General features: G+C 73.4%; 13 protein-coding genes. 6 read left to right on the forward strand and 7 right to left on the reverse strand.

Annotation, left to right across the window (positions count from 1 at the left end; all coding sequences use genetic code 11):
• Window positions 1-1,729: 1,729 nt before the first annotated feature.
• From ABZ836_RS29540 to ABZ836_RS29550, 3 genes are all read left to right on the forward strand, one after another.
• Window positions 1,730-2,272 (forward strand): SMI1/KNR4 family protein, encoded by a 543-nt coding sequence (locus ABZ836_RS29540; RefSeq protein WP_361147290.1) that lies wholly within the window; start codon window positions 1,730-1,732, stop codon window positions 2,270-2,272.
• Window positions 2,273-2,353: 81 nt separating this feature from the next.
• Window positions 2,354-2,809: a hypothetical protein gene (locus ABZ836_RS29545; RefSeq protein WP_361147293.1), complete on the forward strand. Its 456-nt coding sequence runs from the start codon at window positions 2,354-2,356 to the stop codon at window positions 2,807-2,809.
• A 7-nt stretch (window positions 2,810-2,816) separates the two neighbouring features.
• Window positions 2,817-5,171: a helix-turn-helix domain-containing protein gene (locus ABZ836_RS29550; RefSeq protein WP_361147296.1), complete on the forward strand. Its 2,355-nt coding sequence runs from the start codon at window positions 2,817-2,819 to the stop codon at window positions 5,169-5,171.
• Here ABZ836_RS29550 and ABZ836_RS29555 read toward each other — a convergent pair.
• The 6 genes from ABZ836_RS29555 to ABZ836_RS29580 all read right to left on the reverse strand — a co-directional run bounded on the left by ABZ836_RS29555 (window position 5,158) and on the right by ABZ836_RS29580 (window position 16,131).
• A complete protein-coding gene (locus tag ABZ836_RS29555) occupies window positions 5,158-6,606 on the reverse strand; it encodes a hypothetical protein (RefSeq protein WP_356139190.1) in 1,449 nt (482 codons plus the stop codon). The two genes, ABZ836_RS29550 and ABZ836_RS29555, sit on opposite strands and share 14 nt — an antisense overlap.
• A 440-nt stretch (window positions 6,607-7,046) precedes the next feature.
• Window positions 7,047-9,497, reverse strand: a complete 2,451-nt coding sequence (locus ABZ836_RS29560; RefSeq protein WP_361147300.1) for a hypothetical protein — start codon at window positions 9,495-9,497, stop codon at window positions 7,047-7,049.
• A 135-nt stretch (window positions 9,498-9,632) separates the two neighbouring features.
• The gene (locus ABZ836_RS29565) at window positions 9,633-11,294 is read right to left on the reverse strand and encodes a D-aminoacylase (protein ID WP_361147303.1); all 1,662 of its coding nucleotides are present in this window, start codon (window positions 11,292-11,294) and stop codon (window positions 9,633-9,635) included.
• An 86-nt stretch (window positions 11,295-11,380) separates the two neighbouring features.
• Window positions 11,381-12,826, reverse strand: coding sequence for a Na+/H+ antiporter NhaC family protein (locus tag ABZ836_RS29570; RefSeq protein WP_361147306.1), 1,446 nt, complete (start codon window positions 12,824-12,826; stop codon window positions 11,381-11,383).
• The gene (locus ABZ836_RS29575; RefSeq protein ID WP_361147309.1) at window positions 12,823-14,244 is read right to left on the reverse strand and encodes a diaminopimelate decarboxylase; all 1,422 of its coding nucleotides are present in this window, start codon (window positions 14,242-14,244) and stop codon (window positions 12,823-12,825) included. The genes ABZ836_RS29570 and ABZ836_RS29575 overlap by 4 nt, the downstream gene beginning before the upstream one ends.
• A gap of 129 nt (window positions 14,245-14,373) precedes the next feature.
• The gene (locus tag ABZ836_RS29580; RefSeq protein WP_361147312.1) at window positions 14,374-16,131 is read right to left on the reverse strand and encodes a helix-turn-helix domain-containing protein; all 1,758 of its coding nucleotides are present in this window, start codon (window positions 16,129-16,131) and stop codon (window positions 14,374-14,376) included.
• Window positions 16,132-16,341: 210 nt separating this feature from the next.
• Between ABZ836_RS29580 and ABZ836_RS29585 the strand changes: the two genes are divergently transcribed.
• Genes ABZ836_RS29585 through ABZ836_RS29595 form a run of 3 tightly spaced genes read left to right on the forward strand, consistent with a single transcriptional unit; the run spans window position 16,342 to window position 18,019 of the window.
• Complete coding sequence (locus ABZ836_RS29585; protein ID WP_361147315.1) at window positions 16,342-16,941, forward strand: molybdopterin-dependent oxidoreductase; 600 nt, start codon at window positions 16,342-16,344, stop codon at window positions 16,939-16,941.
• Window positions 16,941-17,684: a ferredoxin reductase gene (locus tag ABZ836_RS29590; protein WP_361147328.1), complete on the forward strand. Its 744-nt coding sequence runs from the start codon at window positions 16,941-16,943 to the stop codon at window positions 17,682-17,684. Before ABZ836_RS29585 ends, ABZ836_RS29590 begins: the two co-directional genes overlap by 1 nt.
• Before the next feature lie 38 nt (window positions 17,685-17,722).
• The gene (locus tag ABZ836_RS29595; RefSeq protein WP_356139203.1) at window positions 17,723-18,019 is read left to right on the forward strand and encodes a DUF6510 family protein; all 297 of its coding nucleotides are present in this window, start codon (window positions 17,723-17,725) and stop codon (window positions 18,017-18,019) included.
• A gap of 71 nt (window positions 18,020-18,090) precedes the next feature.
• Here ABZ836_RS29595 and ABZ836_RS29600 read toward each other — a convergent pair whose 3' ends face one another.
• Window positions 18,091-20,547, reverse strand: a complete 2,457-nt coding sequence (locus tag ABZ836_RS29600; protein WP_361147319.1) for a hypothetical protein — start codon at window positions 20,545-20,547, stop codon at window positions 18,091-18,093.
• Window positions 20,548-21,088: the final 541 nt, after the last annotated feature.

The following is a 21,088-nucleotide window of genomic DNA, read 5'->3' on the forward strand; positions in this document are numbered from 1 at the left end:
GCGGATCGCGGGTGTTCCGCTCCCGCTCCGCGGGAGCGGAGGTGGGCCGCTGCGCGGCCCACCCAATCCCCCTGCTTCGCAGGGAGATTGACGCTCCGTCCGCTGCGCTCCCGGAGCAGCGGGACTACGTCCCGCAGCAGGCCTTCCGCTGCGCTCCAGGCCGGCAAAGGCGGGTCCGCTGCGCTCCCCCGCCTCGGCGTGCCCTGCTGCCCGCCTTTAGGGCTGCACGAGTGCCCGCTGACGCGGACACAGCCAGCTGGAGGGAGGCCGGGGCGTTCGTGTCGCTCGGCGTCCAGGGTCAGGGCTTCGATGCTGACGACAAGCCTTCCCAGGTTCTACGGTGCTTCCCCCTCAGGGTTTCCCGGTGGGGCTTCCCTCTCCTCTTCCGAGCGCACAAGCTGGGTCGTGGTCACTCGTATACAGCCTTCACGATGACGCTGCTTCACCAGTGCTATCCACACCACGCCCCAGGAAGGCAGAGGACAGCGGACAGGCTCACCCCTTGGACGTGTAAACCGGGTCAGGATGCCCGGTAGCCGGTTCAACGCCGTGCCCGCCGCCGCAACAGGCTTCGCGTACGTTGAGGAGCTTCATGCGTTCCGTGTGCTTCATTTTGAAGTAGCGGATAGACTCTGGACTCAGGCAGCACCACCGGTATGGAGCTGATCGGGGCACGGTCACGCTTCCCGTTGCAGGCCCTGGGCTGCGACCCGGTGCCGGTTTCACCGTAGCCTCGCCCACAAAAACTACGTCCAGACCTCCCGTCCCCTACCCCAGCTGAAAACCCAGAAGACAACAAACGGACATGACGACCCCAAACCGAACCGATCAGCGCGAAGCGGCACAGCAAGAAGCCGTTGCCGCAGTGGTGCCTGCGGCCTGGTTCTCCTCTACATGGGCGCACTCGTCCTCCATCTACACGCCCGCGTGTTCCACAACCTCGCGTTTCCCGGTTCCTACCTCGCCACCGCCGTCGCCTCGCTGGCCCTGAACGTGTCCTCCTGACCGCGGCACCCCGCCCGGCAAACGCTGGAGCCCATCAAGCTCTCGCCCCGCACCCGCCCATGGTGTTCGGGTGGCCGACGCCGGGCGGGGACTGTGACGCCCTGGCCACGATCATCTTTGTAGCGACCTTGGGCTGTACCCAGAGACAGCTCCAGGCTCACGGAGGATGAGATCAGCCGGACCGAGGCAACCTACGGACTTAGGTTCGGGACTGCTGCACGGTTGGGCTGCCAGCCGTCTCGCCTCCCAAAGAAGGTGCGACGCGGCAGCAACCCTGACCCGACTGACGCCACACTGATAAAAACGACCTGCGCCATCAGCTGAAGTGGCCAGTCCGGGCAAGCGCCGGGCCTCATTCCCGTCTACGCGCACCACTTCATACCCAAAGACCCCGGCAGCCCCGGACACCCCGTCATGTCCGCGTGGGAAACCGACATCATCCACTACAGCCATGACCTGGCCGACCACACCACCCCCGCAAGGACGACGAAGACGACGAAGACGCGCCCTGGGCACCGCAGGCGCCCGCACCATTCTGAAAGAACTCCCTCGGCTGACCGCCTGCCTCCTCGTATGCGAGCGACGGCCCGACGGCGCCTTGGATGTCACCCGTGAAATCCCGCACCTCGACCTGTGACGGTTCCGCAGACGACAACTGGCGGGCCGGTGTCAGACCTGTGCCTCATGCTGGTCGGCAGGGTGTGGCGTACGGGGAGGGTGGGATATGACCGAGGATGAGCTCATTGCGGTGATCCGGCGGCAGACGCCTGCCGACGTGTTGGTGCCGGTCGCCACGCCGGCTGTGCTCGCCGCTGTCGAGGCGGAGGTTGGTCACCCGATGCCCCGTTTCCTGCGTCGGCTCTACACAGAGGTCTCCAACGGCGGCTTCGGTGTCGACGGGTGGAAGTGCGCCTCCCTGAGCCCTCTACCGGACCACGTCTTCTGCGACGTCGAGGACATTCTCGAGCTGTATCGCATGTTCACCAGGCCCTCGGACGATCCTGACGACGAGACCGTCCCGCCGGGCATTGTTCCGATCATGGACGTGGGCTGTTCGATGTGGAACTTCGTCGACTTCCGGACGCCCGGCGGCCGCGTCTGGTTCTGGGACGGGAACGCGTGTTGTCGCAGCTTCCTTCCCACTACCGTCATGTCGGTGCAGGAGTTCTTCGCCGAGGGCGTCGCGGGCCGGTTGGACGGAGGATGCCCTCTGAACAGCCAGTTCGTGCGGGAGCCGTGCGGGTGCGACGAGCTTGACGAGCTCTGAACTCGGTACGGGGGCGGGGGCACGTCGCTGCGCTGCCTGTTCGGCACAGCGGGAGGGGCTGCGGGCGGCATAATCCGGAGCGTGGATCTGAGAGCGGAGCTGATGCCCCCGTCGGTGAGCGAGGAGCGGCTGGATGAGCTCTGTCGCGAGATCGTGCGCATCGCTGACCTGGTGCTTCGTGGGGCTGAGGGTGCGGAGCGGGAGATCGAGGCCTTCAACGCGAGGACGGGCCACGGTTATGTGGCTCTGGACTTCGCCGGGTACGGCGGCCGGCGGGAGCCGGCCGAGTTCGCGTTGGAGGCCGGCCGGCCCGCTTGGCCTCAGGTCGAGGGCATCACGGTGGACGAGCTCGTCGAGGTGGTGTCCAGAGTGCTCGCCGGTGATCCGGAGAGTGATTACTACCTGCTGCTCCTCCGAGCCAACGTGTCGCATCCTCGGGTCGGTGATCCGGTCTTCGGTCCTTCGGCAGGGCTGCGAGGCGGTTCGGCGCGGCAGATTGTCGGTGAGCTGCTTGGGTACCAGCCGATTGCTCTGTGAGGGAGAGATGGCCGGAGAGAGGCCTTTCGGGGTGGTCCTGCGGGCTCTGCGTCAGCAGGCACGGATGACGATCGAGGACCTGTCCGAGGCGTCCGGGGTGAGTGTTCGGGCCATCGGCAACATGGAGCGGGGGCAGAGCCTCGTTCCTCAACGCCGCACGGTGGTGGCGCTGGTCGAGGGGCTGGGGCTCGGGGAGTCGGAGCGGGAGCTGCTGCTGGCGGCGAGCCGGGCGGGCCGTCCGACGCGTGCGGTGGCGCTCGCGGGGGCGGCGGTGCCGCTGCGGTCGGTGCGGGACTTCACCGGGCGTGCGCCGCATCTGGCCTGGCTGGCCGGTGCCGCGGAACGGGTCGACGAGGGCGTGTCGGTGGCGGTGATATCGGGGCCGCCGGGGTGCGGGAAGACGACGTTGGCGTTCAAGGCGGCGGCGGACCTGGCGGGGGCGTTTCCCGACGGGCGTTTCGTGGTGGACCTCCACGGCGTCGACGGGGCGGTCGAAGCGGGCGAGGGGCTGGTGAAGCTGCTCAAGGCTCTGGGGGTGACGGACCGCCGGCTGAGGCAGGAGGGCGCTGCCGGGCATGCCGGGCTGCTGCGCGCGCTGCTGGGCGAGCGCCGTTGCCTGGTGGTGCTGGACAACGCGCGTGACGAGGAGCAGGTGCGTCCTCTGCTGCCGGCGGCCGGGCGCAGCCTGGTCCTCGTCACCAGCCGACGGCCGCTGTCCGGGCTGGAGGACGTCGACCGGCTGGCCCTGGCGGAGATGGAACAGGGGGAGGCCGTCGAGCTGCTGGGCCGGATCCTGGGCGAGGGCAGGGCGGACGCGGAGCCCGAGGCGGTGGCCCGGGTGGCGCAGATGTGCGGGCGGCTGCCGCTGGCCCTGCGGGTCGCGGGCAACTGGCTGGCGGTCAGGCCGGCGTGGAGCGTCGAGCGGCTGGTGGGCCGCCTGTCCGACGAGGGACGCCGCCTCAGGGCCCTGTCCGCGGGTGATGCCCGTGTGGAGGCGGCGTTCGAGCTGTCCTACCGGCAGCTGTCCGCCGAGGCCGCACGGATGCTGCGGCTGCTGAGCTTGGTCCCGGGGCCCGACATGACCGTCGAGTACGGAGCCTGCTCGGCCGAGGTCGATGTCTTCGAGGCCGAGGACGTCATGGAGGAGCTGGTCGAGTCCGGTCTGCTGCAGGCCACCTCCGACGGCCGGTACCGGCTGCATGACCTGGTGCGCCTGTTCGCCCGTGCGCGGCTGGCGCTCGAGGAGACGTCGGAGGAGCGGGAGGCGGCGGAGAGCCGTCTGCGGGCCTGGTTGCTGGGGACGGCCGTCGTCGCCGGCCGCTGGTACAAGCCCGCGTACGGTGCTCCGCCGCCGTCCTGGCGGGGGCTCGTTCCGCTGCGGAACGCGGAGGAGGCCAGGGAGTGGTTGCGGAGCGAGGCTCCCTCCTGGCTGGCGGCGTTGCGGGCCGCCGCGGAGAAGGGCGAGCACGGACGCGTCGTCGAGGTCGGCGACGCCATGGAGTGGTTCTGCGACCTGTGGGTGTTCTGGGGGCACTGGTCGGAGGTCTATGAAGTGACCGGTCGTTCCGCGGCGGCGCTCGGGGACCCTGACATCCAGGCCTTCCATCTCAACATGCACGCCTGGGCCCTGATCGAGTGCGATCACCGGTATCGCGAGGCCGTCGAGCGGGCCGAGGCGGGCCTGTACCACGCGCGTCTGGTCGGTGACGTCGCCCAACAGGCGTCCGCGCTCTCCCACGCGGCGGTCGCGCACCGCAAGCTGGGGGAAGGGGAGGAGGCCGCGGACAAGGCGCGCGCTTCGGTGGAGCTCTACGAGGGCACGGACGACCGGGAGGGCTGGCTCGGAGCCATGGTCACGTGGGGGTCCTGCCTGCGTTCACTGGGTCGCGTGGCGGAGGCGCACGCACAGCACCTGCGTATCGTCGCGTTCCTCGACGCGCCGGACAGGCCGGTCGGCGAGCACTTGGCCGGCATGGTGCGTGCCCATACGGCGTACGCCCTCGGCCTGGACCACGCGCTTCTCGGGCGGTGGGACGACGCCGTGGAGTGTCATCGTGACGCGCTGGCCCGGTTCCGGAGCGTCGGCATGCCTCACATGCAGGCGAGTGCGTTGCTGGGGATGGGGGAGGCCATGATCGAGCTGGGCAGGGGGGAAGAGGCCCGCGGGCTCCTCGACGAGGTCGTCGAGTTCGGTGACGCGGCCGACGGTGCGATCGTGAGCGGCGCGCGGAAGCTGCTGGCGTCGCTGCCCGGACCGTTCACCGACCCCGGCCCCGGCCCCGGCCCGGGACCGCGCCGCCCGGGGGTGCAGGTCGGCGGGCGGGGCGGGGCAGGGGCGGGGTCGGGGGTCAGTCGGCTGTGATGCGGAGGACTCCCGTGGTGGTGCCCTGGAGGACGACGCGGCCCGGGGCGATGGAGCCGACCATCTGGAGGGTGTCGAAGACGAAGCCGGCGCCCAGCCACTTGGTGCGGGTGACCGTGCCGGTCTCCGGGTCGATCTCCGCGTAGTGGTACGGGTCGACGATCGAGGTGGCGGTGGTGCCCGGGATCACCGGCTCGCGCAGCACCGTGCGCAGTTCGCCGTCCGCGGTGGACAGGCGCGGCACGGCGGCGGAGCGGACCCGGTTGTCCCACTTGAGGTCGCAGCCGGAACCGTCCGGCCTCACGTCCACCCGTGAGAGGCCGCCCTTGAAGTCGTCGGAGGCCGGGACGCTGGTTCCGGCGCCCTCCGGCAGTTGCGGGTAGGGGTAGCCGTACGTCGAGGCGATGAAGACGCTGGTGCCCAGGGCGACCGGGGAGTTCTCGCTGCCGCTGCCGCCCGCCTTCAGGACCGGCACCGAGCAGAGCAGGGAGCCGTCGTTCACCCGGTACACCAGCAGGTTCACCGTCGGCGCGGCGTTGTCGACGATGGTGAGGTATTCGGTGCCGGAGGCCGGACCGAAGAAGGTGGGTGTGGAGCCGGTGCCCCAGCTCAGCTGCCCCGGCTTGCGGCCGGGGCCGCGCTCGTAGGTCTTCCGCCAGGCGATCCGCGGAGTGCCGTCGGGCGCCGCGGTCAGCAGGTAGGTGGCGTGGGTCGTCGACACGGCGGTGCCGGCGGGGACCGTGGAGATCGAGTTGGCGACCTCCTCTCCGGCGGGCAGGGCGAGGGAGCGCACCACGCCGGTCCGGTCGTCGGCGGTGCCCACCACGCCCTTGCCGGTGGCGAACCAGACCCGGCCCTGCCAGTCGGGAGAGACGCCGGTGACCGAGTCGCCGTCGGGCACGGCGCCGGCGAGCGGGAGGCGGCTGTCCACGTACAGCTCCCAGGCGCCGGAGGCGTTCCGGCGGTGGGCCACGCGCAGCAGGTCACGGTTGCCGTCGACCGCGACCAGCCGGTCCTCGTTGTCGAGGTAGGCGTACACGCCGCCCAGCAAGGAGCCCTTGGCCAGGGCCAGTTCGGCGAGGGAGTCGCCGGTGGCGGGGTCGAGCAGGTGGACGGTGGGGGTGCGGCCGAAGATGGTGGTGCAGAGTGCCACCGGGAAGCCGTCGCCGCCGACCAGCACGGTCGGGCAGGCGGACTGCAGGGCGGTGCGGTGCGAGGACAGCGTGCCCGCGGCGGGCCCCGGCAGGGGCGTGGCGTCGGAGGAGGCCGTGTCACCGTGCATGGTGGAGGTGCCCAGGGGGCCTGCGTAGGGGTTGGCCGGAGGCAGGGGGCCGGTCGGTGTCGCCGCCGTGGCCGAGGTGGCCGAAGCCGCCGTCAGGGCCAGCAGCGTCGACGCGGCGACGACGGCGGCGCGGGAGAAGGGCGCGAGGCGCATGGGGTTCCGTCCATCGGGGTGAGTGGTGGGAGCACGCGGACAGCGGTGCACACTCCGCCCGGCTGGAGGGAGAAGCTGAGCCCGGCGACGGCCGGGCGGGGGAACACCGCGCTCAGGAGGCGCGGTGACACATCGCCGAGGACACGTGAGCGAGGTCGACGTCCAGTCGACGGCTCAGGTGCGTGTGGCGATCCATGCGGCGAGTGTGACGGACGGAGCCCTGGCGGCACAACGGGTGTCTCATCCAGCGGGCGCCGTCGCCGTCGGGCGTGTGCCGGGTGCCCTCGGGGCGGGAGGCCGGTGGGGGTGGTTGTGGCGAGGCGGGTGCGCCGTTCGACTTCGGTGGCGCGGTGGTCCGTTCGCGACGGCGGCACTCGCGCGTGCACGCCGGCGGGGCCCGGCCGGTTCGTCGGCCGGGCCCCGCGGGGGCCTTCTCGGGCTCAGCGGCAGAGCCAGGACACCATGTCCAGCTCGTCGAGCAGCGGGAGCCAGCGGCAGACGTCGCTGTCGGGCCGGTCCCGGTGGCCGTCGCCGTCGCCGTGGCCGTGGCCGTCGCCGTGGCCGTCGCCGTGGCCGTGGCCCGGTCCGTGGTGGCCGGGCTTGCCGTGGCCGTCGTGGTGGCCGGACTTCTTCTTGTTGGTGAGGGTGCACGTCACCGAGGAGCCTTCGGGGATCGTCACCCGGTCGGCCCGGACCGGCAGCCGGGCGCCTTCGTCGGTCACGCAGTCCCAGCCGACGGGGCGGTATCCCGCGGGGCCGCCGGACTCGCCGAGGGTGTAGGTGCCCGGCGGCACCGCCACGCCGGTGACCGCTTCGCTGCCGCTGGGGCCGGCGAGGCGTTCCGGGCCGTCCGCGGTCAGCGTCCAGTCCTCCGGGTCGGCGTCGCCGTGCTTGCCGACCACGCGCTTGACCAGGGTGAGGTCGGTGTCGGAGTCGTCGTCGCAGGTGACCGTGTTGCGCACGGTGTAGGTGTTGGACGCCTGGGTCAGTTCGGCGCGGTAGGGCAGCGCCGCGTCGACCGGGCGTCCGTTGGCCATGACGATCCGCCGGCCGGTGACGGCGCAGTCGTCGGGGACCTCCGTGGTCTCCGCGACCGTCACCGTGTCGCCGACCGTGTAGCCGTCGCGGGTCACGCCCCAGTCCTGGCCGGTGGCCCCGGCGGAGCCCGGGCCGGTGAGGGTGAGTGAGGCGTCGAAGCCGTCGGGGCGGTCGGCGTGCTCGTACACGGTCCCGTCGATCGACCATTCCTTGTCGACGGTGACGTCGGCCTCCTCGTCCTCCTGCGCGCGGTTGTAGACGGTGCAGCTGACGGCGGCCTGACGGGGCAGGTCGATCGTGAAGCCCGGGCCGCCGGCCGCCCCGGTGTTGGTGACCTCCACCGGGGAGTCGTCGTCGAGGTTGACGCACACGGCGTTGCGCCCGCCCTGGGTGACCACGGTGTAGCCGTCCTGCTCGGCCTCGGTGACGTTCACGGCGGCGTTGTCCACGGTGCCCGGGTAGGTGGGCTGGAACACCACCGCGCCGGTGCCGTCGCCGGTCGTCTCCTCGGTGGCGGGCAGTCCGCCGATGCCCGGGGTGGTGGTCGTGGCGGTGAACTCCCAGCCCGCGCCCGCCACCGTGGCGCCGGTGACGTCCTCCCCGGTGTTCTGCGGCGGCACGATCTGCTTGACGACCGTGAGGGTGCCGTCGCAGTGGCCGAGGGCGAGGTCGCGCAGCGCGTCGCCGGCGCCCGCGAAGTCGGCGGTCTGGTAGTAGTCCGCGGTGGTCGGGTTGGTGCCGTCGAAGGCCTCGGTGCCGGAGATGGCGCGCAGGTTCAGGCCGGAGACCCCCTCGACGCCGCGGCCCACGCCGACGGCGATGACGCGCGTTCCCTCGGCCTTCACGGCGTTGGCGGCGAAGATGCCGCCCTCCACGTCCGCGAAGTGGGTGTGCGAGCCGTCGCCGGTGGCCGGGTTGTTCCAGCGGGTGGGGTTGCCGTCGGTCAGCACGACGACGGCGTCGTAGTGCTGCTCGGCCTTGGCCACCGCGTACAGGCCCTGGTCCCAGTTGGTGCCGGACCCCAGCGTCCAGTCGGCGTAGAGGCTCTTGAACTCCTCGGCGCCGGCCTCCGTGGACACCGGGACCAGTTCCGGGTGGTTGGTGGTGCCGGTGCTGGGCGATGTCCGGTCGAAGGAGAAGAGCGCCAGCCGGGACGGCGTTCCGGTGAGGGCGTCCGTGAATCCGTCGGCCGCCGCCTTGAGGTCGGGCAGGGCGCTGCCGACGGAGGCGGACAGGTCGAGGACCAGCGCGATGTCCAGTCCGCAGTCCTCGGGCAGCTCCGGGTTGATCCGTGACTGCTGCCAGATGCCGCCCGACGCCAGGTAGGGGCTGGTGGCGTAGTCCGTGCTGTACATGAAGTCGCTGGTCGACGAGTAGACCTCGCCGTCCTCCAGCGCGGGGGTCTGGAACCGGTAGGGGGAGGCGAAGGAGCCGGAGCCGCTGCCGGCGCCGGTGCGCAGGGTGGGGTTGGTGTACCAGCCGTCCGGGACGCCGACCTGGCGGACCCAGAAGCGCGCGCCTTCGTTGGCGCCGCCGTCGCCGGTGTCGGGCACGACGAAGTTGCAGTCGCCGTCCGCGTCGGAGGTGCACACCGCCCAGGTGGTGTTCACGGGGGTGGTGGCGTCCTCGGAGGCGAACAGGGCGAGCCGTACGCCGGCGAGGGGGCCCACGACCGAGTCGGCGACCCGGTCGCCTCCCGTCTTCACCGTCACCACGGAGGTGCCGGGTTCGGCCGGTGGTACCTCGGGCGGGGCGGCGCCCAGGAGGGTGACGAGGGCGGCGGCCCCCGTGAGGACGCGGAGGAGACGTCCTGGGCGTCTCCGTCCGGTCCGTCGGGTGTGGTGCGTAGGCATGCGGGCCTTCCGGCTCGAAGGGGGAAGGCGATCCGAACGTGATCGCCGCATGCTCATGCTGATCTCGTCGGCGCCGACACACCGTCCGGTGTTGCTCCGTCCGGACGGACGGCCGTCCGCCCGCCTGTCGTGTCGTCAGCGGCGTGGCGGGCCCGGCCGCGGCGTCGTCGGCGGTGTCCGGCGCAGGACGCGGCCCGGGCGGGCGTGGGTCGGTTCGCCGTCGCGGAGGACCGGCTCGCCGGCCACCAGGACGTCCCGTACGCCCGTCGCGTACTGCCACGGTTCGGCGTAGGTGGAAGGGTCGGTGATGCGGGCGGGGTCGAGGACGACGAGGTCGGCGACCTGGCCGGGGACCACCGTGCCGCGGTCGGGCAGGGGGAGGCGGGATGCGGGCAGGGAGGTCATCTTGCGTACGGCGTCGGCGAGTTGGAGGACACCGCGGTCGCGGGTGTAGTGCCCCAGGACGCGGGCGAAGGTGCCGAAGTTGCGGGGGTGGGGGTGGCCGTCGCCGGGGGCGCGCAGGACCCAGCCGTCACTGGCCACGGCGGTGGAGGGGTGGCGCAGGACGGTGTCGACGTCGTCCTCGGCCATGGCGTGGTTGACGATCATGGCCTCGCCGTGGTGGGCGGCGAGGACCTTGAGGACGGCCTCGGCGGGCTCGACCCGCTCGTCCCGGGCGATGTCGGCGATGCTGTCGCCGATGCGGTGGCTGTAGGCGCCCGGGGTGAGCTGGGCGAGGATCACCCCTTCGGGCAGGAAGGTGCGGTCGACGGCGGGCCGCAGGTCGGTGAGGACGCGGGCGCGGGTGGCGGGGTCGGCGAGGTGCCGCAGGAGGGCGGTGGGGCCGCCGTCCATGGCCCAGCCGGGCAGGCGGGAGGTGAGCCGGGTGGAGGAGGCCGTGTACGGGTAGACGTCGCAGGCCACGTCGAGTCCGTCGGAGGCCGCGGCTTCGATCAGGGCGAGGGCCTGGCGGACCTTGCCGTGGTTGGCGGGTCCCATGGCCTTCAGGTGGGAGACCTGGAGCCGGACGCCGGCGGCGCGGGCGGTGTCGAGCGCCTCGGTGAGGGCTTCGACGAGGTGGTCGCCCTCGTCGCGCATGTGGGTCGCGTACAGCAGGTCGTGCCGGGCCGCCTCGGCCGCCAGCGCGACGATCTCGTCGCGGTCGGCGAACGATCCGGGTGCGTAGATCAGCCCGGTGGACAGGCCGAAGGCGCCCTGCTCGGCGGCGTCCGCCAGCAGGGCGCGCATGGCGTCGAGCTGGGCCGGGCCGGCCTGGGCGCGGGCGGTGCCCATGACGGCGGTCCGCAGGGCTCCGTGGCCGACGAGGAGGGCGACGTTGAGGGCGGGGCGGGCCTCGTGGACGGCGGCGGCGAAGGCGGCCGCGTCGTGCCACTGGCCCGCGCCGAGGCTGTCGGCGGTGGCGCCGGGGGCCGGGCCGGGCGTGTGCGGGAACGGTGAGAGGCCGCAGTTGCCGGTGACGACGGTGGTGACGCCCTGGCGCAGGCATGCCTCGGCGTCAGGGGCCGCGAGGAGGGTGAAGTCGGCGTGGGAGTGGAGGTCGATGAAGCCGGGGGTGACCGTCAGGCCGGTGGCGTCGATCACCGTGGTGGCGCGCGCCGCCGGGTCGAGGGCGCCGACGCCGACGATGCGGCCGTCGCGGACGGCGACGTCGGCGCGGCGGGGCGCGGCGCCGGTCCCGTCGACGACGGTGCCTCCGGTGATCAGCAGGTCGACGGCGTCGGGGGCGATGCGTTCGACGTGGTCGCCGTGGTCGACGTGGTGGGGGGTCGCGGGCATGGCGGCTCGATTCGCGGGAGAGGGTGCGCACTCCGCCCGGTGGCGAGGACGGGGCGGGCGGGGCGGACGGGGCGGGTGAGGGACGTTCAGAGGATGACGTCGAGGAGGACGGCGTACAGCGCGCACGCCGGGACGAGCAGCGCCCATCCGGTGCCGAGCAGGTAGGGCAGTCGGCGGGCGCGGGCGAGGCCCATGGCGCCGACCATGTTGGCGTTCGGCAGGGGCCCGTAGGTGTCCGCCTTGGACGCCCACAGGAGGACGATCACCCAGGCCGCCGGGCCGATGCCGAGTTCGTCGCCGATCGGGCCGAAGACCTCGCCGATGAGGATGACCTGGGCGGCGGTGGCCCCCGGTACGCCGACCCAGCCGAGGGCGGCGACGGCGAGGGCGAACGGCAGCGCGGACATCGCGCGCAGGTCGGGCCCGAGGGTGTCGAGGACGACGTCGTAGGGCCGCAGGAGGTCGACGAATCCGAACAGGGCGGCCAGCATCCAGAAGAGCAGCAGCATGGGCAGCATGCGGCGGGCTCCGGTCAGGGCCGCGCGTGCGGTGCGCGCCGGGGACAGTCCCGCGGCCGCGGCGGTGACGAGGGCGAGCAGCGGCAGGGCGAGGAGCGGGAAGACGGTGCCGGCCCGGGTCACGGCGGCGTAGGCCACGGTGACGGCGAGGGTGGCGAGGAAGGCGCGGGTGGCCCGTCGTGTGCGGGCGTCGGGCCGGGTGTCCGCGGGGTCGGTGTGTTCGTCGCGGGTGACTTCCTCGGGCCGGTAGAAGTCGCCGCGGGCCGCGCTGTGGCGCTGCACCCAGGGCACGACGACGGCGGCGAGGAGGAGGGAGAGGAGTGCGAGCGGGCCGGCACCGACGGCGAGGTAGGTCGGGTAGTCGGCGTCCGCGGTCTGCATGATGGCGATGTTGGAGCCGGCGAAGGGGGCGAGGGCGAGGCCCGCGCAGCCGCCGAGGAACATGGTGACGGCGGTGGTGGAGCGGGTGAGCCCGGCGCGGGCGGCGACCGGGATGAGCAGCGGCGCGGCGATGGCGAGTGCGCCGGCGAGCGTGCCGAGCCCGGCCACCAGGACCAGGCAGGCGCCCATCATGGCGTACGTCAGCGCCGTGGTGCCGCGGCCCTCCACGGCCCGCAGGATGCCGCGGACGAGGGCGTCGGCCACGCCGGTGACCCGCAGCACCTCGCCGACGGCCGCGCCGAACACGATGATCAGGCCGATGAGGGTGACCGGGTCGGTGAGGGTGCCGCCGAGCACGTCCGCGGCGGTGCCGGGGGCGGGCAGGGCGAGGAGGACGGCGCTGAGGAGCGCGACTCCGGTGGCGAGGGCGAGGTCGGCGCCGGTGAGGGCGAGGACGGCGTACAGGACGACGGGCAGCAGGCCCCACAGCGTCGGCGCGTCGGTCGACAGGCCGAGGGTGAGGCTGACGGCGAGTGCGGGGACGGCGAGGTAGGGGGCCGGGGTGCGGTGCAGGGGGCGGGCGGGCCCGGTCTGCGGGGTGGGCGCGCCCGCGTCCGCTCCCGTGGTGGTCACCGGGCTTCGGGGGTGGTCGCGGGGTGGGTGGCGAGGGTGACGAGGCCTGACGTGTGGCGGGCGCCGCTCTCCGCGGCGATCTCGTCGAGGGTCTGCGGGTCGCGGACGGTGGTGCTGTGCACCTGGTGGCCGTCGGTGCGGTATCCGTGGACGCCCACGCGGGGGAGGCTGTTGTAGGCCCAGGGGGTGGAGAAGTAGTAGGCGCCGGTGTCGTACAGGACGACGTGGTCGCCCTCCTCCAGCAGGGGCAGTTCGCGGTCGGTGGCGACGACGTCACCGGCGAAGCAGCAGGGTCCGGCGACGTCCTGGGCGCGCAGGGGGGTCCGCTTGGGGTGCCCGTCGGCGTCGAAGGCGCCGACGCGCAGCGGCCAGGCGTCGGGCATCAGGGTGGTGCGGGTGGCGGTCTGGGCGCCGGCGTGGGTGACGGCGATCCGGCGGCCGCCGGCCTCCTTGACGTATTCGACGCGGGCGGCGATGAAACCGCTCTTGGCGAGCAGTGAGCGGCCGAATTCGGTGACGAGCGCGTAGCGGCCGTCGAACAGATCGGGCACGGCGGCGCGCAGGGCCGCCGTGTAGTCCTGGTAGGTGGGGCGGACGGTGTCGTCGGTGAAGTTGACCGGCAGGCCGCCGCCGATGTCGAGGCTGGTGACCTGGCGGCGGCCGAGGGCCGTGTTGATCTCCTCGGCGAGGCGGTGGGTCTCGGCGATCCCCTCGGCGATGAGCTCCAGCGGGCAGCCCTGGGAGCCGACGTGGGCGTGCAGCCGGGTGAGCCAGGGGCGGCGGGCGAAGGCGTCGAGGACGCGTTCGCGGGCTCCCTCGTCGCGCAGGGCGACTCCGAACTTGGAGGTGGCGGTGGCCGTGCTCATCGCGCCGATGGCGCCGCCGCCGACCTGCGGGTTGACGCGCAGGCCGACGACCGAGGAGCAGCCGGGTTCGCGGAGGGCGTCGATCCGCTCGAGTTCGTCGAGGTTGTCCGCGTTAAGGGCGACGCCCAGACGGAGGGCCTCGGCGATCTCGGCGTGGGTCTTGGCGGGCGAGTCGAGGACGATCCTGGCGGGCGCGAAGCCGGCGTCGAGCGCCAGGCGCAGTTCACCGGGGCTGGCGACCTCGCAGCCCATCCCGTCCTCGGCGAGCAGCCGCAGGACCGGCACCAGCGAGGACGCCTTGGCGGCGAAGGTGTGCAGCACGTCGGGCGCCTCGGCGAAGGCGGCCTGCAGGGAGGCGACCTGCCGGCGGATGTGGTCCACGTCGAGGAATCCGGCGACGGGCTGCTCGGCGGACAGCAGGCCGTGGTCGAGGGCGTGGCGCAGGACGGTCCCGGTCCGGTCGGCGGTGGTCGCGGTCGGAAGGCCGTCGGTCCCGTCGGTCCCGTCTGGGAGGTCGGGGAGGTTGGGCTGGGGGTTCGCGCGCAGGGTCACGGTCACGGCCTTCGGGGAGGGGCGGCGGGTGACAAAAGGGTGGACCGGAGCGTGGGCACCGGTCTTTGTCCGTGCGGCTGAAGGAGGGTGCGCTTGTTGTACGGGAGGACAACAAGCGGGCGGATCGGGTCAGATCTGCGGATCGTAGGAAGAATCGTCTCCGGTCGTCTCCAGGCGGACGGCCAGGGTGAGCAGGAGTCGGGTGTCCGGGTCGTCGAGGTCGAGGCCGAAGCGCTCGCGGGCCCGACGGAGGCGGTAGCGCAGGGTGTTGGGGTGGAGTGTCAGCCGTGCGGCGGCGCGCGGGATGTCGCCGGAGGCGTCGAGGAAGGCGGCGAGGGAGCGGAGCAGGTCGCCGCCGGCGGCGAGGTCGGCCCGCAGGAGGTCGCGGACCGCTCCCCCGTGGTCGCGCCAGACGGGCCGGGCGGCGTCGAGGAAGCGCAGCGCGGTCACGGCCTGCGCCGTCGTGGCGAGTCCCGCGTGCCGGACCGGCGGCCGGCTGTCCGCGGCGGGGGGCGGGATCGGGGACGGGTACGGCGGCCGGCCGGCCGGGGTCGGAGTCGGGGACGGGAACGGAGTCGGGGCCTGGTGCCGCGCCGGGCCGCCCGGCTGGGCGTCGCGTCCCTCGCGCTGCCGCAGGACCCGGACGACGAGGAGTGCCTCGTCCTGGGAGCGCGCGGCGTCCAGGGGTGAGTCGACGACATCGCCCGCGCCGGCCCAGACGGCGGGGGCGTCCGGCATGGCGGCGGCGAGGGCGGCGAGTTCCCGGGCGAGGGCGAGGGCCTCCTGGGGATCTCCGTCGGGCACCGGCAGCAGCACGGTCAGGTGGTGCCGTTCGCGGACGGTGCGGGCGCTCGCCCGGTGGGCCACGGCCTGCAGGGCGAGGGCCATCAGGGTGCGGTCCGGTACGGGGCCGGGCGGGGCGTCGTGGGCGGCGACGACGACCGCGCACGGGGTGTCGGGCTCGAGGCCGAGCGTCCACAGGTGGGTGCGGGCGTCGCCTTCCTGCCGCAGCAGTCCGCGCAGGGCGTGGTTCTCCCGGCGGCGGCCGGTGTCCGCGCTCAGCCGGTGCCGCACCAGGTAGGGCACCGCGATCTCCGCGGCGCGCCGCAGGACCTCGGGGGCGTCCTCGGAGAGCTGCCCGCCGTCGGCCGCGGCCCACAGGGAGCCGAGCAGTTCGCCGCCCCGCCGGACGGCGACGATCAGCCGTTCCGGTTCCTCGCCCCGGGCGGGCCGGTGGATCACGTCGCGGGAGGTCCACAGGGCGCGCAGGAGCCCGCTGCGGCGCATCTCGGCCACGCGCCATTCGGGAACCCGGCCGCCGAGGATGGTCGACTGCCGCAGTCCGTCGGCGTCGGGGCTGGTCGCCGAGTGGGCGATGACCCGGAACTGGTTGTCCTCGACGGTGATGGAGCCTCCGCAGTAGCCCGCGGCGACGGTGACGAGCCGGTGCAGCCCGCCGGCGGCCGCGTGCTGGGCGAGCGGGTCGGCGGTGCCCGCTTCGGCGAACGCGGCCGCCGCGCGCAGCAGTTCGACGGTGTCGTTCCAGTCCGCCCAGTCGGCGCGCGCGAACAGGGCGATGCCGCCGGCGCGGGCCGCGTCGACGACGGCTTGCGGAGGCTGCTCGCCGGGGGCGCGCAGCACCAGGGCGGCGGCCCCGCGCCGGGCGGCCTCGCGTACGGTCTCCGGGGCCTCGGCGGCATCGGGGTCCAGGCCGGTGGCGAGCAGGACCCGGCCGTGGTGGACCGCGTCGGGTCCCTCGTCGCCGATGACCACCCCGGAGACCGCGACGTCGAAGCCGTGCGGGGCGAGGACCAGCCGCAGGATGCCGTCCTCGTCGTAGTCGAGCAGACGGCGCAGGGTGAGCGGTCCGGGGGCGTCGTTCGTCATGGAGCGGTCGCGGGGCGGGGGCGGGCGTGCATGGACAGAGCATACGAACGGCTGCCCTGCCCCGGGGGCGCCGGTGGGGGGCCTTCCGACTGGTGCGGGCGCGGCCTGCGGTTGCGGCCCCGGTGCCCACCGTGAACATGGAGGGAGGAACCGGGAACCGACGCCTGCACGGAATGCCCCGGCGGCATCTCCACCGGAAGGATCAGACGCATGACGGACTTCTCACCGGGGTTCCGGGGCAGGGCCCACGCGTTCGAAGGGCGGCTGCCTCCCGGTCAGTACCCGACCGAGTCGTTCCCCGTCCTGTCCGCGGGCCCCACCCCGCACCTGGCGACGGACCGGTGGTCCTTCACGGTCACCGACGAGAGGGGCGGCAGCCGGTCCTGGAACTGGGACGAGATGATGGCCCTCCCCCAGGAACACCCCGTCGTCGACATCCACTGCGTCACCCGGTGGTCGAAGTTCGACACCCGCTGGCAGGGCGTGTCCCTGGACGTACTTCTCGACGGTGTGGACACCGCCGCCGACTTCCTCGTCGCCGAGTCCTACGACGGCTACACCACGAACCTGCCTCTGGAGGACGTCACCGGAGGCAAGGCGTGGGTGGCCCACTCCTTCGACGGCTTCGCCCTCTCACCCGAGCACGGTGGGCCGGCCCGCCTGCTCGTCCCGCACCTGTACTTCTGGAAGTCCGCCAAGTGGGTCAAGGGCGTGCGCCTGACCGACCGGAACGAGCCCGGTTTCTGGGAGGCGGCCGGTTACCACGACTACGGCGACCCATGGCGCGAGCAGCGCACCTGGAGCGACTGATGGTCAGGCCCGCCGCGACCTCCGCGGCCCGGCCCGCTCCGTCGGGCGGCTGGCGGCCGGCCCGGCTGGAACAGCGCGAGAACCAGACGGCGACCGGACGCACCCTGCGCTTCCACGTCCCCGGCTGGCCCGGCCACCTACCCGGGCAGCACGTCGACGTCCGGCTCACCGCGGACGACGGCTACCAGGCCGTGCGCAGCTATTCCCTGGCGGCTCCCGCCGACGGCGAGACGGTCGAACTGGGGGTGCAGTCCACACCGGGTGGAGAGGTCTCCCCGTACCTGGCCGAGGTTCTGCCGGTGGGCTCGCAGGTCGAGATGAAGGGCCCGCTGGGCGGCTGGTTCGTGTGGGACGGCACGTTCGACGGCCCGCTGCTGCTCGCCGGCGGCGGCAGTGGGGTGGTGCCCCTCATGGCCATCCTGAGGGCCCGCCGTCAGGTGCGCTCGGACGCGCCGTGCACGCTGCTGTACTCCGTCCGCACCCAGGGCGAGCTCTGGTACGCCGACGAGCTGGCCGCCGCGCCGCCTTTCCTGTCGGTGCGCGTCCTCCACACCCGTCAGGCGCCACCGGGATCCGCTCGCCCCGTCGGGCGGATCGCGGCCGCGGACCTCGACGGTCTGTCGGCGCCCTCGGGCAGCCGCTGCTACGTCTGCGGGCCCACCGGCTTCGTCGAGCACACCAGTGACCTGCTGCTCGCCGCCGGACACCCGGCCGACCTGATCCGCACCGAACGCTACGGCTGACCCGTACCCACACAGGAACGCGACCTGAGGAGACCGACGTGACCCAGCACCGCCCCTCCTACCTCGACGGGAACGCTCTGGCCGGTCCTCTCTCCGAGGTGTTCGCCGTCGATCCCACGACCGCCTGGCGCCTGTGCCCAAGGTGCCGGATGCCCTCCACCTTGGGTCAGCTGCACGTCTACGGGCCCGAGCCCGGCCTCACGGGCCGCTGCCCCGGCTGCGCCGACATCGCCCTGCGCGCCGTCGCCCAGCCCGGCCACCTCTGGGTCCAGCTCGGCAGTGGGGGCGGCGCGTTCCGCTTCGCCCTGCCGAACGGCGTGGGCGGGTACACGTAGGGAGCCCGCTGCCGCTGGGGCATGCCTGTCCACCTGCAGCGGGGCGCCCGTGAAGTCGCCGCACGCGGAGGTCAGGCGACCGGCTCGCACAGCGGGCGGGCGGCGAGTGCCTCGAGGCGGGCCGCCCATCCCTGTCGGTCGTCCTCCTGCGGCCCGGACGTCCTGGCCTGCCTGACCACCGCCAGGCGTCGCCGCAAGAGGTCCTCGACGACCCTGCCACGCGCGTCCGCCGCCACCTCGTCCGCCCGCCGGAGGGCAGCCTCCGTCACGGGCCGGACCCGTCGCAGCACCGCGCGGCGCAGCTGCTCGACCTCGGCCGCCACCACGGGCGACTCCTCCAGTTCGGCGGCGATCCGCGCACGGTACTCGTCGGCCAGGGTGCGAGCCCGCTCGCGTTCCGCGAAGGCGCGCGCCAGCGCCGCGCCGGGCCCGTCCGAAGCGTCCGCGACCGCCCGTGCGCCGGTTTCCCGCACGGCGGCCCAGGCCTCGGCCTCGGCTGCGGCGACCGTCGCCCGCACGGCGTCCGGGCCTTCGTCCGCGGCCCGGGTGAGTGCCAGATCCACGGCCTCCGCTACCCCGCGACGTGTCCCGGCGGCCAGAACGCACGGCAGGCACTCCCCGCCCACGTCCTCGGCCCCGCAGTGCACGCAGGCGTCACCGGCGGGAACCGTCTCCTCCGCACGGGCCGCCGTCCTTCGCGCGGTCAGGGCGCGGTCACGTCGTTCCTTCAGGGCCACAGCCGCCTCGTGGCGCGCCCGGTCCCGGGTCACCTGACGTTCCCAGCGGTCCCGGAGCTCGGTGTCCACCAGGATTTGCCGTTCCGCCGCGGGCGCGGCGGGATGCCGCCGGGCCACCTCCGCGGCAGCCGTCCGGCGCGCGCCGCGACGATCCGCGACCAGGCACGTGCAGCTCTCGCACTCGGCGCCGACGTCGAGCCGGAGGCCGTCGTCGCACAGCACCGACCAGCACCCGGCCCGTTGCGGCAGGCCCCGGCCGATCAGCCAGGCGGCGAAGTCGCGGACCGGCACGCCGCCCTGGGCGTTGAGCCTGCGCTGCAGACGAGCGGCGAGGGCATGCTGTGCGGCCGCGGCGGAGCCCAGGAGGCCCTTCAGCCTCAGCAGCTCGGCCCGCACGACGCCGGTCAGCCACCGTGCGCGCCCAGTGGCCAGACGGGCCCACAGCCAGGCCACCGGGGCCAGAGCCACCTCCAGTCCTGCTGGGAGAGGGAGCCCGGCCGTTGCCGCCGACGTGTGGTGCCTGGTGCCGGTTCGCGGCTTCTCCCCGCGCAGCGGGACACCTCCTCGGCCACCGTCCGCGGTCAGGTTCCGGGTGTCGGCGGCGGGGCGATCCTCGCGTGCGGGCGCGCGTTCCCGCAGACGGCCTCCGCCCCTGACGGCGGAGCCGGAAAAACCGGAAGACAACCTGGTGATCGACGAGGACCGGGGGACCACAGGAGCGTGGTCGGTGTGGAACTCTGCAGGGCCGTCGGCGGCTGCGGAATCCGGGACTCCGTGCGGCACTTGGGGAAACGCGTTTTCGGGCGAGTTCGAATCACTGGATGCAGAGACATCGTCGGTCACACAGGCGTCGAAGCCCAACTGCTGCCACCCCGGCCCCGACAGCCGTACGGTCTCCTCGTCGTCCCCGGCAGCACAGGAGCAGGAACAGCCACAGGTGGTGGCGGAGTTCGGCTCGGGCACGTGCTCCGGCTCGACCGCGGTCTGCTCCCCGGCGTCGTCCGTACCACTGGCGTCGTCAGTACCACCGGCGTCGTCAGTACCAAGCCGCGCGTACGCGGCCGCGACCGGCAGCACACGCAGCCGGTCCCGTCCGGGCCGGTCGCCCGCGACGACTTCCAACAGCCCCGCGTCCACCAGCCGGTCCACGACCCGGGCAGCGGCCGGCACCGCGCATCCCAGCAGCCCGGCGACGGTCACGTCCGCACGCAGCCAGCCGTCCTCGCGTCCCGCCACGCCGGTCGGGCCGACGGGGAGGCGTCCGGCACGCATGCGGACCCAGCCGTCGCCCCGTGCCTCGAGCACGAGCAGCAACCCGGCCAGCCGCAACGCGGACGCGCCATGACCACGGAAACGAGCCAATTCTCCCGCCGGTACCGGGGACTTCCCCGGTACCGCCCAGCCGGGGCCGAACAACGCCTCGCACAGGCGGAGGAGCGTGGCGAGTTCCGTTCGGGAGAGCGCCAGCGGGTCGCTCGGACTGCCGACCGTCCGGGCGGCGGCGAACGGCCGGAGGCGCCACAGCAGGCCCTCCACGAAGCCGTCCGCGCCGCGCAGGGGCTCGACCTCGGCGGCGCCGTCACGGAGTTCGGGCAGGACGGTGTGGTTGATGTGCGAGGTGCTGCAGCCCAGCCAACGCCCCAGCTCGGACGTGGTGAGGGTCGCGTGGCCGCTTGCCGCGTTGGTCTTCGCGAGGAGCACCATGGCGGCCGTCCGGGCCGAGTGGGGGGCGTCGCTCAGGGTGGGGTGCTGCAGCAGGGCGTGGATCGCGGTGCGCAGTGCGGTGCGCATGGAGCGGCCGAGGCAGAGCGGGTGTCCGGGGGCCGCCTGGGGAGCGGGGCCGGGCTGGTCGGCCGGCGTGTTCCGCGGCGTGTTCCGCGGCGTGTTCCGCGGCCCGTTCGCGGCGGCGCGGGGGGGCGGCTGAGCCGTTCGTCGGGCCGGTCGGTGCGCGACGTCAGCCATCGAAGGGACGATCACGGTGGCGCATGCTCCATAATGAGAGTGAGGAATGAGGGGTTACCCAGTGCCGCAGCCCGTCCGGCCGGGAAGCTTGGAGTGAGGGCTGGGCGCATGGAGATGTCAGGTCAACTGACCTCATCTCCCCTCGCGTAGGCGCGGTGTGGTCCGGGCGATGTCCGGACCACACCGCGCCTCGTTCCGTGTTCGTCGAGGCGGGTGCCTCCGGCCGGGACCAGGCACGGGCTGAGCCGCGCGGGCACCATTACGGCGGGCGGGCCGGGAGGGTGTGCATACTGGTGGGGTCCTTGCGATTCACGCCGGCGTATCCGGCGTGGGAGAGAGCGGCGGTCTTCCTTGCGGAGGCCGCCGTTCT

It is taken from the genome of Streptomyces sp. NPDC047130 (assembly GCF_040643475.1).
In the GTDB taxonomy this organism is placed as follows: domain Bacteria; phylum Actinomycetota; class Actinomycetes; order Streptomycetales; family Streptomycetaceae; genus Streptomyces.